The 11,960-nt window shown below is 42.5% G+C and carries 16 protein-coding genes; 7 read left to right on the top strand and 9 right to left on the bottom strand.

What is annotated here, in order from left to right; translation table 11 throughout:
* Positions 1 to 537: 537 nt before the first annotated feature.
* From EWV68_RS01020 to pirA, 3 genes are all read right to left on the bottom strand, one after another.
* On the bottom strand, positions 538 to 993 hold the full coding sequence (locus EWV68_RS01020; protein WP_061432890.1) for a GNAT family N-acetyltransferase: 456 nt from the start codon (positions 991 to 993) through the stop codon (positions 538 to 540).
* Positions 986 to 1,150: a DUF8624 family small hydrophobic protein gene (locus EWV68_RS01015; RefSeq protein ID WP_002760035.1), complete on the bottom strand. Its 165-nt coding sequence runs from the start codon at positions 1,148 to 1,150 to the stop codon at positions 986 to 988. Before EWV68_RS01015 ends, EWV68_RS01020 begins: the two co-directional genes overlap by 8 nt.
* A gap of 154 nt (positions 1,151 to 1,304) precedes the next feature.
* The gene (gene pirA / locus EWV68_RS01010; RefSeq protein WP_002733724.1) at positions 1,305 to 1,466 is read right to left on the bottom strand and encodes an arginine synthesis PII-interacting regulator PirA; all 162 of its coding nucleotides are present in this window, start codon (positions 1,464 to 1,466) and stop codon (positions 1,305 to 1,307) included.
* Between the two features lie 134 nt (positions 1,467 to 1,600).
* Here pirA and EWV68_RS01005 point away from each other — a divergent pair, with 134 nt between their 5' ends.
* Positions 1,601 to 2,398, top strand: coding sequence for an SAM hydrolase/SAM-dependent halogenase family protein (locus EWV68_RS01005; RefSeq protein WP_061432889.1), 798 nt, complete (start codon positions 1,601 to 1,603; stop codon positions 2,396 to 2,398).
* A 61-nt stretch (positions 2,399 to 2,459) separates the two neighbouring features.
* Here the strand turns inward: EWV68_RS01005 and nadC are convergent, their stop codons facing one another.
* Complete coding sequence (nadC, locus tag EWV68_RS01000) at positions 2,460 to 3,308, bottom strand: carboxylating nicotinate-nucleotide diphosphorylase (RefSeq protein ID WP_287168515.1); 849 nt, start codon at positions 3,306 to 3,308, stop codon at positions 2,460 to 2,462.
* A gap of 71 nt (positions 3,309 to 3,379) precedes the next feature.
* Positions 3,380 to 3,946 carry a Uma2 family endonuclease gene (locus EWV68_RS00995; protein WP_287168514.1) on the bottom strand — a complete coding sequence of 189 codons (567 nt, stop codon included), beginning with the start codon at positions 3,944 to 3,946 and terminating at the stop codon, positions 3,380 to 3,382.
* Positions 3,947 to 4,415: 469 nt separating this feature from the next.
* Between EWV68_RS00995 and EWV68_RS00990 the strand changes: the two genes are divergently transcribed.
* The 5 genes from EWV68_RS00990 (at position 4,416) to EWV68_RS00970 (ending at position 8,264) form a co-directional block, all read left to right on the top strand.
* On the top strand, positions 4,416 to 4,883 hold the full coding sequence (locus EWV68_RS00990; RefSeq protein WP_287168513.1) for a CBS domain-containing protein: 468 nt from the start codon (positions 4,416 to 4,418) through the stop codon (positions 4,881 to 4,883).
* A gap of 42 nt (positions 4,884 to 4,925) precedes the next feature.
* Complete coding sequence (locus EWV68_RS00985) at positions 4,926 to 5,204, top strand: hemolysin XhlA family protein (protein WP_287168512.1); 279 nt, start codon at positions 4,926 to 4,928, stop codon at positions 5,202 to 5,204.
* Positions 5,205 to 5,258: 54 nt separating this feature from the next.
* Positions 5,259 to 6,302 (top strand): S66 peptidase family protein, encoded by a 1,044-nt coding sequence (locus tag EWV68_RS00980; RefSeq protein ID WP_287168511.1) that lies wholly within the window; start codon positions 5,259 to 5,261, stop codon positions 6,300 to 6,302.
* A 323-nt stretch (positions 6,303 to 6,625) separates the two neighbouring features.
* Positions 6,626 to 7,678, top strand: coding sequence for a phosphotransferase enzyme family protein (locus tag EWV68_RS00975; RefSeq protein ID WP_061432884.1), 1,053 nt, complete (start codon positions 6,626 to 6,628; stop codon positions 7,676 to 7,678).
* Between the two features lie 205 nt (positions 7,679 to 7,883).
* Positions 7,884 to 8,264 (top strand): DUF7682 family zinc-binding protein, encoded by a 381-nt coding sequence (locus tag EWV68_RS00970; protein ID WP_002735921.1) that lies wholly within the window; start codon positions 7,884 to 7,886, stop codon positions 8,262 to 8,264.
* Between the two features lie 38 nt (positions 8,265 to 8,302).
* Here EWV68_RS00970 and EWV68_RS00965 read toward each other — a convergent pair whose 3' ends face one another.
* Genes EWV68_RS00965 through EWV68_RS00955 form a run of 3 tightly spaced genes read right to left on the bottom strand, consistent with a single transcriptional unit; the run spans position 8,303 to position 9,774 of the window.
* A complete protein-coding gene (locus tag EWV68_RS00965; protein ID WP_061432883.1) occupies positions 8,303 to 8,767 on the bottom strand; it encodes a DUF29 domain-containing protein in 465 nt (154 codons plus the stop codon).
* A gap of 13 nt (positions 8,768 to 8,780) precedes the next feature.
* Positions 8,781 to 9,272, bottom strand: a complete 492-nt coding sequence (locus tag EWV68_RS00960; protein WP_287168509.1) for a DUF29 domain-containing protein — start codon at positions 9,270 to 9,272, stop codon at positions 8,781 to 8,783.
* A gap of 10 nt (positions 9,273 to 9,282) precedes the next feature.
* Positions 9,283 to 9,774, bottom strand: a complete 492-nt coding sequence (locus EWV68_RS00955) for a DUF29 domain-containing protein (RefSeq protein ID WP_221275479.1) — start codon at positions 9,772 to 9,774, stop codon at positions 9,283 to 9,285.
* A 305-nt stretch (positions 9,775 to 10,079) separates the two neighbouring features.
* Here EWV68_RS00955 and EWV68_RS00950 point away from each other — a divergent pair, with 305 nt between their 5' ends.
* Complete coding sequence (locus EWV68_RS00950; protein WP_287168508.1) at positions 10,080 to 10,985, top strand: ROK family protein; 906 nt, start codon at positions 10,080 to 10,082, stop codon at positions 10,983 to 10,985.
* A gap of 115 nt (positions 10,986 to 11,100) precedes the next feature.
* Here EWV68_RS00950 and EWV68_RS00945 read toward each other — a convergent pair whose 3' ends face one another.
* On the bottom strand, positions 11,101 to 11,703 hold the full coding sequence (locus EWV68_RS00945; protein ID WP_061432881.1) for a Crp/Fnr family transcriptional regulator: 603 nt from the start codon (positions 11,701 to 11,703) through the stop codon (positions 11,101 to 11,103).
* Positions 11,704 to 11,960 lie beyond the last annotated feature (257 nt).

The raw sequence follows: 11,960 nt of genomic DNA, 5'->3' as shown, positions 1-11,960 counted from the left end.
TATGGGATAGAGAGGTGCGTAGTTCACCCAAGGAGAATCAATCTCTCGAAGTAAAAGTGAAAGGAATTTCTGAAATGGAATTCAGTCTGTCTATATTTGACTATACTTTTACTAACTATGTCTGGGGTTGGGGAAGTGGGAATTATAAATTATAAATTATGAATTGGGGAGATGGGGAAGCGGGGAAGTGGGAATTATGAATTATGAATTGGGAAGTGGGGAAGTGGGGAAGTGGGGAAGTGGGGAAGTGGGGAAGTGGGGAAATTGAACTAAAACCCCAAAACCCTATCACCCTATCTCCTGTCTCCTGACAGTTTTTAAATAGGGCTTGCTGAATAAATCTAAAAACCTTGTTGGGTAAGACTTTTAGACTTTTTGGAAACCAAAAAGTACCGGGCATGGGAGTGATCAGGGGGAAAATTCAGGGACTTTTTCCCTGAAAATTAGGTAATTGGCCACCTCAAAACCGGTAAAACCCTACACCCTACACCCTACACCCCACACCCTGCCCCCAGGAAAAACTTTTTGCCGCAAACCCTAAATATTTTTCAACATCAGCAAAGAGCGAGTTTGAAAGCCGAGATTTTGGTAGAGATTGAGAGCATTGTCGTTATTGATGAAGACTTGTAAACCGATGCGGGTTTGTCCGCGACTTTTTGCCCAATCCTTAGCTCGATCGATTAGTGCGCTGGCGATACCTTGGCGACGATGCTGGGGATCGACGTAAATTAGGAAAATATGACCATAGCGATCGCCTGTCACCTGATCGACGGCGCTCCCCATCCAGAGACAAGCGATCGCCGTTTGTTGTCCTTCGACGATCCACAGGGGAGTATCGGAGCAAAAAAACTGTCTGACTGTATCAGCTAGATGGGAGAGGTTTTTTTGTTCGGGAAAAAATTCTTGATAGGTGCGGGTGAGAAAATTAATTAGTAGATAGCGATCGCCAGTTTTTCCCAGTCGCAGCCGATAATCTTCGGGAAGGTTAGCCATGCCAAGGATAAGAGAAAATTATGCCCAGGGATGGCTCGATCGGAGCGGGTGCCGCTAAATCTGCCGGTAAAAAAATCCGGATGCCGGTGGCAACCAGAGCAACTAAAAACACGAAGATAGTCAGGAGTGGGGCGATATATTGCCGAAAAAAAGCCATAATTATTTGATCTCTAAACTGCTGTTCCTTCTATTTTAAGGATTGCCAGTGGAGATATCGGCAATTTTTTTAAAAAAATTCGCCCAAAAAAAAGTGATCGGCATACCGATCACTACAAACCGACAACTAGACTATGACTAAACACCGATTAAATCTAACGAAGGTGCAAATAGGCCGCCTCTGCTTCCAATTGACGCACTAGAGCCTCATTTCCCTGCGCTCTAGCTACTTCCAGTCGGTGTTGTAAATTTCTGCGGAGTGTTTCCCTATGGGCCACGGTGGCCTGTGTTAGGACTTGCTGACGATTTTTGTTCATGATGGACAGACTTTTGAGCGACTTAACTTACCTTATATCTAAATCATAACATTCTCCTTGGGAAACTGTATCTTTAGCTACTGAATTTAGCGTTAAGATTTATTAAAGCTGTTGGCAACCTTAGTGACAAGTCGATGACGGAACAGGCACTGATAACCCTTACTAGCGATTTTGGACTACAGGACGGTTATGTGGGCATTATCAAGGGAGTAATCGCGGGAATTGCCCCCCATGCTCGCACGATCGATCTGAATCATCAAATTTCGCCCCAAGACCTTTACGCTGGTCGTTTTATCCTCCTGAATGCCTATCAATATTTTCCCCAAGGCACTATTCATCTGGCAGTTATAGATCCGGGGGTAGGAAGCAAAAGACGCGGGGTAGGGATTCGTTTTGCCGGTGGTTATTTAGTTGGTCCAGATAATGGTTTATTTAGTGGCATTTTAAGTCAATCTCCCGCTATATCTGCCGTTAATCTCGATAATTCTTCCTATTGGCGCACCCCTAACCCTAGCACTACTTTTCATGGTCGTGATATTTTTGCTCCTGTGGCCGCTTATTTGTCCAGGGGAGTACCCCTAGAAATGTTAGGTGAGATTATTGATCCCGATAGCTTGCAACAATTAGCGATCGCTGTTCCGCAAATCGAGGAAGATAAAATCAGGGGTCAAATTCAATATATTGACATTTTCGGCAATTTAATCAGCAATATTCCCGATTATCTCCTAGAGGGAAAAAATTGGTCGGTGCAGTTGGGGCCAAAAATTATCCAGGCAAAAAACACCTACAGTGATGTTCCTTCGGGGGAAATAGTCGCTTTTATCGGTAGTCACGGGGGGTTAGAAATTGCCGTCAATAGTGGTAGCGCCCAAAAGCAATTACACCTAAATATTGGCGATGCGATCGAGGTTAGAATAGATAGGAGTCAGTGATCAAAACTGATAACTGACAACTGATAACTGATAACTGATAACTGATAACTGATATAGCTTTTTAATCAATTCTCATACTAATATCTAACCAAGTAGAACGGGTAATCGGGGCGCTAGTGGAAATATAATCTACTCCTGTTTCGGCAACGTTGCGAATGCGATCGAGGGTAATATTTCCCGATGCTTCTATTTTGGTTTTACTATTAAAATTGCGGATCATCTCCACAGCAGTTTGCATCATCTCTAAATCCATATTATCTAACATAATGATCTCTACCTGCTGCTGCAGGGCCTGATTCACTTCTTCTAATTGGCTGGTTTCTACCTCAATTGTGAGAGGATAGGGCATATTTTGCCGTACACGACGCACTGCTTCCTCAATGCTGCCCGCTGCTTGAATATGATTATCTTTAATCATAATTGCATCATCTAACCCCAAACGATGGTTAATAGCGCCACCGATACTGGAGGCATATTTTTCTAAAATTCGCAATCCGGGGGTAGTTTTGCGAGTATCCACCAATCTTGTCGATAAATCGGCAATTTTCTCCACATACTGACGAGTGGCACTAGCAATCCCACTCAAGCGCATGGCAAGATTTAAAGCGACTCTTTCCCCGATTAACAGCGCATCGAAGGAACCTTCTATCTCAGCAATAACTTTAGACTCGGGGCAGAATTCCCCCTCGGCAACGGTGGGGGTAAAGTGAATAGTGGGGTTAAGCAGTTGAAAAACTCGTTCAGCTACGGGTAAACCAGCAATAACTCCCGCTTCCTTGGCAATCCAACTAGCTTGACCGATTTTAGCATGACCGAAGAAAATTGCTTGGGTGGTGCGATCGCCTCTACCGAGATCTTCTCGTAACCAGTTTTCTAACAAGGGATCAAGAACTAATAGGGGCGGTAACATAGAATTTATCGAAACAATCGGGACGTATTTATTTTAAGTCTAGGAAGGTTTGACCTTTTTGTAAACTTTCTTTAATCGAAACTTATCCCTTCATAGAGTAACTCGATCGCACAGTGAAAATCGAGACTAGATAGAATAATTTCTTCCCCTTGACTATAAGCGCAGTAAAACCAGATTTTATCTTCACCGCGGCGATAAACCTCAACACTGATCGATTCGGTATCGACTAAAACGTATTCTTGTAAACTGGCAATCTGACGATAATATTGTAACTTTTTGGTGCGATCATAGTTTCCTGTGCTAGGGGAAAGCACTTCAATAATCACTTGTGGATGTTGAATAAAATTACGAGATTCTCTATCCCTAGAATCGCAACTAATCACCAAATCGGGATAAAAATAACGACTATTATTAGCTTGTACTTTCACATCAGATACATTCACCCGACAGCCTCGCGGACGGAGATGAAGTCTTAAAGCAGTATAAAAATTCAAGGTAATATCATTATGGGGCAGACTACCCCCAGTCATGGCGATAATTTCCCCATCAATATATTCATGGCGACATTCCTGGGTAGCTTCCCATTCTAGATACTCTTCCGGGGTCATTCTTTCTGGGTATTGAGGTTGAGCGATCATTTTTCTTTTTCCTTGTCAACTAACTAAATTAATATCCCATTTCCTTTTTATCTTATACCATTTTCTCGCCCGAAGATTGAAGAATAGTCATAAGCTGTTCGTAATTTAAATTGCTTGTTGAGACGAGGCAAAAGGCAAGAGGCAAAAGGCAACAGTAAAGGGATTAGGGGAGGTTCGGCTAATCTAAGAATAAGCGGTTTAAATGCGTCTTAGCTTAAAACCTCTTGCATAATTAATTTTTGAGGGTTCAAAAACCTCAAAAATAAGGATTAAATCGCATAAAATCTATAAATAGACCATTTAATTGATTATTATTCATTCTTAATTCTCCTGACTACTGACTACTGACTACTGACTCCTAACCCTAACAACAATTTTTGATTTTTACAAGAGGTCTATAATTAAGCGGTGACTGATTACCCTAATGATAAGATGGAGACAGAAAGCATTATTATCGCAGGTCGCTAAGATGACGAAAACAGTTGCCGATATCATGACTCCCAATCCCATCACCGTCACCGCTAACACTTCTCTGTCTGAAGCAGTGAAGATTTTGGCCGAAAAGCGGTTTAGTGGTTTACCTGTGGTGGATGACAATACACGACTGATTGGGGTTATCTCCGAAACTGACCTTATGTGGCAGGAAACGGGAGTAGAAGCTCCTCCTTACATTATGCTTCTCGATAGCGTCATCTATCTACAAAATCCTAGCCGTCACGAGAAATTACTCCATAAAGCTCTCGGTCAAACCGTGGGGGAAGTAATGACCGATAAACCTATTAGTATCACAGCCGATCGCCCTTTGAAAGAAGCGGCCTCGTTAATGTATGATCGTCATGTGCGTCGTTTACCGGTGATTGAGGAAGAAACCCACAAAGTAATTGGTATTATCACTCGCGGTGATATCATTCGCGATATGGCAAAATCGGAAGCATAATGGCTTTTCTAGGGCAACAATTAACTAAAAGGTCTTGAACAAATGAATCAATCTCAGGAAACGGTTACTTATTCCCTAGAAACTATCTTGACGCGGATGGAGGGAAAAATCGATTCGTTACAAAAAGATGTGACGGATTTAAAGGTAGGACAAGCGGTGTTAACGGGAAAAGTTGATGGAATAGAAAATCGACTAAACTCATTAGAAGGAAACCAAAAATATCAGGTTTGGGCATTAATTGTCCTCTTAGCTGGGGCAATTGTGAAAACTTTTTTTTCCCTCGATCCCCCCTTAATAAGGGGGGCATCTGATAATTTTTAACGCCTACCTACTTAAATTCTTATTTCCCTTGCAATTTTTCTAAAAACTATCAGGATGAAGCGCCGTCAATTTCTCACTAATTCCGCTCTAACTGCTGTTAGTTTTTCCCTAATTACCAGAAAAGTTATTAGCAATAATTTTCCTCTAATTAAACCGCCACATCTACAACCGGGGGACGGAGTGGGTATTATTAGTCCGGCGGGGGCAACTTTTAAAGAAGATGATTTGAATATAGTTATTGAAGCAGTTAAAGCTTTAAAATTAGTCCCAAAAGTTGGTCAACACGCTTTAGATCGTTATGGTTATCTAGCCGGTAAAGATAGGGAGCGAGCCGCGGATATAAATCAATTTTTTGCCGATGATAATATTGCCTTAATTTTACCAATTCGCGGCGGTTGGGGAAGCGCTCGTTTATTACCTTATCTCGACTACGATTTAATTGTCCGTCATCCGAAAATTATCTGTGGTTTTAGTGATATAACTTCTTTGTTATTAGCTATTTATGCCAAAACTGGTTTAGTTACTTTCCATGCTCCCAATGGCTTTTCTAGTTGGCGCACCGCTCAAACTGAAAGCTTTCGACAGGTTTTATTTTCCGGGGAAAAGTTGACTTTTAGAAATATTCCCGATCCCGATGATGCCAATCGTTTAATGCGGGTAAAAAATCGGATTCAAACTATTACTAAAGGTCAAGCAAAAGGTAAATTAATCGGTGGTAATTTAACCACTTTAGCCTCGATCGCAGGTTCTCCCTATCTACCAGATTTTACCAGTGCTATCCTATTTTTAGAAGATATTGGTGAAGATATTTATGAAATAGATCGCCTGTTAAATCAATTAAAATTAGCGGGAATTCTCGATAATTTAGCTGGGTTTATCTTCGGTCAATGTAGCAATTGTAGCGCCGATAGTGACTATGGTTCCCTGACTTTAGAAGAAGTGATCCGAGAATATATCCAACCCTTAAAAATTCCCGCTTGTTTAGGTTTGATGATCGGACATTTGGAGATTATCGAGACTCTAGCTATTGGTATTGCAGTAGAATTTGATGCTAATCGGGGAACAATTACTATGTTAGAATCGGCGGTTAGTAGGTAGATGTTAAAGCATCAAAAACTGTTCCAACGTTCCCACTCAAAGACTTTTTCAGCAGCTCCTATATTAATTTTTGGGGTACTGATAAGTAGTTGGACAAAAGTAAAGTTAACTGTGGGGTAAGGAGTCAGTCCCGATGAAAAAATTTTCACCCCCACAGATGAAAGAGGTTTCTTTCCCTACACCCCACACCCCAGACCCTACACCCTCTTTCAAGTCAGAGGAATGTAGCGAAATATACGGAGCGCTCGAACCAATTTGTAATATATGTGGGCTATGAAATAGGATGATGCGAGCGTTGTCCATACTTGCATCGGGAGGGAACCGTGACGACTTTTCAGGCTTCGCTCAATTTACTGCCTTCTAGTTCTCCCGCTGCCAATTTTCGGACTGGAGAATGGACTTTTCCCACACTCTACTCCACTCTTGCTCCTGCTGCCCTAGCAGATTTAGTTTTTTCTCGTTACGAGATTGATGTACCGAAAAATTGTCAATTTTGGCATCGGGGTTTAAGTGATGTGTATCTCCTCGAAACCCTGACAACTCCCTACATCTTGCGCGTGTCTCACTGCCATTGGCGCAGCAAAATGGAAATAGACTTCGAGTTAGAATTATTAGATTATCTCGATCGCTCTCAGGTTCCCGTCGCTGCGCCAATTCGCACCAAAAACGGTGATTTATCCGTAGAAATTAAGGCTCCGGAAGGGAAACGTTACGCCGTCCTCTTTCCCTATGCTCCTGGAGGAATTGCTATTGGGGACATAGATATAGAACAAGCCTATCATTTAGGGGCGATCGTGGCTAATTTACATCGGGTGACCGCAGATTTTCAACCCCTAGCCTATCGTCATCCCCTCAACCTCAAATATCTTCTCGACGATTCCCTGCAAATTATCGCACCTTTTCTGCACCAACGACCGAGCGACCTAGACTGTGTTTTAGAAACCATTGGGGAAATAGAGGAAGAAACCGCTAAATTACCGACAGAATCTCCCTATTGGAGCATTTGTTGGGGCGATCCTCATAGTGGTAATGTGCATATCACCCCTGATAATCAGATGACCCTATTTGATTTCGATCAGTGCGGTTATGGTTGGCGAGTTTTTGATATCGCTAAATTTCTGCAAGTTTCCCTACAATCCGGCTTAAATCGCCAGGTTCGCCATGGTTTCATCCAAGGCTACGATGAAACAGTGCCTTTAACCGATGGTGAATTATCTTGTCTTCAGTATCTCACCCAAGCGGCCTATATTTGGTCTTGGTCAATTAGCTTAAATAACCTGCGTTTAACCGATTATAGTCGTCTGTGCGCCAATTATTTTAGCAGCCGTTTGGCCATTCTCAAACGTTTAAGAACCCAAGAATGGGAATTATTCTAAGCAGCCTTAATCTTGTCGGTGACAGCAGCCTCAACTAACCAAGATCAACTTTCTTGCTGGTCAATGGCCAAACGAGGGATCGATCCCTGTATGCTGGTAAGTATAGATAATCACTAGGTAAAGACTTTCTTCTCCATCTGCCAAAAGTGAAGCAAGCTTTACCGCTTTTGAATACTCTCTCACAGCCTCACAGACAGATGGTATTATGTCCAGAAGAAAGAAGAAGTTTCCCTGTGGTCACAAGGGTTATGGCCAAGTCTGCCATCATTGCGCTCAACTAGATGCCGCGTGGGAAGAAAGAAAACGTCAAAAAAATGCTTGGGAAGCCACTTTTTCGCAAGATCCGATCGATCTGCGGGAATTACCGAAAAATGTGGTACTTAAAGCTAGGGAAATCCTGCAAGGATTGCAAGATCACCGCAATTATCGAGATTTCCACGGTAAACGATTGCGACACGATCGCTTTATTATCAGTATCCCCGTTACCCGCAATTATCGCCTCATCTGTCGCGACCACGGCAATCTCCTCGTCCCGGAAGCGGTCATCTCTCACGAAGATTATAATGTTTGTAAACCGGGTAGGTGAAGCTAATCTTTAGTTTGCTTGGGAAGATTTATCGCTGTTTATGTCTCCCGAAAATCCGGCAGCCAATTTTGATCGAGAATCTCCTCTAGACTAGCTAACAATTCCACAGGGAAAATACTGGCATCTAATTGGGTTTCGTCAATAAGTAGATGGCGAGCATCGAGATAACATTTTGCTAAAATTTCCCTTAAATAGGACTTTAAGCTGGGACTATCTTCTAAAAGATCAGCAATTTGTAGGCGAAAATTCCTGATTTCTTTTTTCCATGCTGCTTGGTTGTAATCTCGTTGGGATTGCCAGTAGGTTAACTTCAGTAAATGCTCTAAAAGTCGAGTTAAGAGACTCTTAAGCGCTCGTCGATTATTTTTCCCCAAATCTGCCAACTCCTCTAATAAATTCTGCCAATCTACTGCTTGAAAATCCTCCCGACGCAATTGGTTGATAGTGGACTCTAACCAAAGTTGATAATCGCTATCGTAGAGATTTGGGATAGTAATATTCATGATTTTTTACTCCTTAATTGCACTTTTCAGAATCATTGCTGATAGCTTCCCAATCCGGCAGCCAATTTTCAGCGAGAATCTCCTCTAGACTAGCTAACACTTCCACAGGGAAAATACTGGCATCTAATTGGGTGATATCAATAATTATCTCCCGAGCATCGCTGTAACATTCCTCAAGTATCTCGGATAAATAGGGTTTGAGACTGGGACTATCTCTCAGTATTTTCTTGATTTGTTTCCGAAAGGTTCTAATTTCCCCTTTCCATGCTGCTTGATTATAATCTCGTTGGGATTGCCAGTAAGTTAACTTCAGTAAATGTTCTAAAAGTCGAGTTAATAAACTTTCTAATGCTCGTCGATTATTTTTACCCAAATCTGCTAACTCCTCTAATAAATTCTGCCAATCTACTGCTTGAAAATCCCCTTGACGCAATTGGTTGATAGTGTTTTCTAACCAAAGTTGATAATCGCTATCGTAGAGATTTGAAATGGTAATATTCATCATTTTTTACTCCTTAATTGCACTTTTCAGAATCATTGCCGATAGCTTCCCAATCCGGCAGCCAATTTTCAGCGAGAATCTCCTCTAGATTAGCTAACACTTCCAGAGGGAAAATACTGGCATCTAATTCGGTTTCGTCAATAAGCAGATTGCGAGCATCGAGATAACATTCCGGCAAAATTTCCCTTAAATAGGACTTTAAACTGGGACTATCTTTGAGAATTTTTTTGATCTGAATACGAAAATTGCGAATTTCTTTTTTCCATCCAGCTTGATTATAATCCCGTTGGGATTGCCAGTAAGTTAACTTCAGTAAATGTTCTAAAAGTCGAGTTAATAAACTTTCTAATGCTCGTCGTTCACTTTTACCCAAATCTGCTAACTCCTCTAATAAATTCTGCCAATCTACCGCTTGAAAATCCCCTTGACGCAATTGGTTGATAGTGGACTCTAACCAAAGTTGATAATCGCTATCGTAGAGATTTGAAATGGTAATATTCATCATTTTAAAAATGGGGAAAAATCAGGAGTTAAGCTGCAGGTATCCAAACTATAGGAGAAATTGGGGCTAATCAATCAGCTAGTTTTGCCAGTTTAGCCGAATTATCCTCAATCACATCTAACCGCGAAAAAACCGCCAAAAAGAGTGATAATAAACCTAAGTGGGTGGGTGGAATTAAATATAAGATGAACGTAGGTTGGGTTGAAGCATGAAACCCAACCCCCGCATGGGTTACGCTACCGCTAACCCATCCTACAAATAATTGTGCCTCCCTACTTAGCTATTCCCAGAGTAACAAGAAAAGCCCGATGGTGAAAACAGTAATAGGTGTCGATTTAGGTGGAACTGCGATTAAAATTGGTAAATTTGACCAAGAGGGCAATTGTCTCGAATCTCTCACCTTGCCCACTCCCCAACCCGCTACACCCAAAGAAGTCGCTCATACCATACATCAAGGCATTTGTCAAGTAAATTTAGATAAAAGTTGTCAAGCCATCGGTGTGGGAACGCCGGGACCGGCGGATGCTCAGGGAAGAATTGCCAAAATAGCGATTAATTTGGCAGGATGGCGGGATATTCCCCTCGCCGATTGGTTAGAAGAAAGTACGGGAATGCCGACAATTTTAGCCAATGATGCCAATTGTGCCGGTTTGGGGGAAGCTTGGTTAGGAGCGGGCAAACGGTTTCAAAACTTGATCCTGTTGACCTTGGGGACGGGAGTAGGAGGGGCAATTATCCTCGATGGTAACTTATTTGTCGGCAGCAAGGGAACGGCCGCGGAATTAGGCTTAATAACCCTTAATTTTGACGGTCCATTGTGCAATAGCGGTAATCGGGGTTCCTTGGAACAATACGTCTCCCGGCAAGCTATTCGCCGGATGACCGGCAAAGAACCGAAGCAATTGGCAGAATTGGCCGAAAAAGGCGATCGAGAGGCTTTAGAATTCTGGCAGGGTTACGGCTGTTTACTGGGGGCTGGTATCGCCAGTTTACTCTATATTCTCACCCCAGAGGCGGTCATTATCGGCGGCGGCATTAGCGCCAGTGCTAAGTTTTTCTTTCCCTCTCTGCTCACAGAAATCGAAGGACGGGTGTTACCTAGTTCCAGAGAAGGATTAGAGGTATTAACGGCCGAGTTAGGTAATCGCGCCGGGATGGTGGGGGCCGCTAAATTAGCTTGGCAATTAGTGGACTTGCGCGGGGAGTCTAAGTAGTCGTGCAAAATTAATTTCCTAGTGAAGATAGGCAAAAGGCAAAAGGCAGGAGGCAAGAGGTGGTTAGATATGTGTAATTAATTTTGCTTAGGTACTTATTATGGGGGGGACTGACTTAATCGTGAATAATTAAATGGCGATCGCAATCGCTGCTCACCCATCCCTGACGCTGAAATTCGCCTAACAAACGCGTCACCGTTACCCTCGTGGTACCGATAGCATTGGCGAGATTTTGATGGGTTAAACGGATCTTTAAACGACTGCCTTGGGCGATTGGTTCTCCCATTTCCCGCTTTAATAACTGTAGTAACTGCTGGAGACGCTCCTCCACTCGTTTGAGTCCTGCGATCGCAAGAAGCGATTCCGTTTGTTGTTGACGACGGATCATTTGATTTAACATCATCCTAGTTAATTCCGCCGAATTTTCGACTTCGGCGATCGTGTACCATTTTAGGTACAGTTCCGACAAGGCTCTGGCGTGATAGGATTCTAGATGGGTCAAATTTAAGCCAAAAAAGTGGGATGAATGGGCCCAGCCTAGTAAAATTTCCTCTCCACTCTCAGATACTTGACTTAGTTGCGCCATACCCCGATAAACTTGCCAGACTCCATCGACCACCAGAGGAATATTTTCCCCGCGATCATAAAAATGGAGCCGACGACTCTCGCTATAGTCTTCTCCGAAGGGTGAGACGCTGGGATTATAGGTCAGCAACATGATCAAAGTTCTCCTGGGTGAGGGGCTAACAATTTTAACCCCACTTTACTGTATCAAGGTAAACATTAGGTAATCCCCAGATTAACAGTTATCAGTGGGTCAGTCATCAGTGGGTCAGTCATCAGTGGGTCAGTCATCAGTTTTCAGATGTGATACTAAATCTGGTTATTAAAAACTGATTATCTATTGCTCCTTTTGCCTATTGCCTATTGCCTTTTGCCTGTCCTGATATGTAGCCTATACTCAACGGATTTAGT

This window comes from Microcystis sp. M_QC_C_20170808_M9Col, assembly GCF_007095495.1.
Taxonomy (GTDB): domain Bacteria; phylum Cyanobacteriota; class Cyanobacteriia; order Cyanobacteriales; family Microcystaceae; genus Microcystis; species Microcystis aeruginosa.
This window is presented reverse-complemented; position numbering and strand designations above follow the sequence as displayed.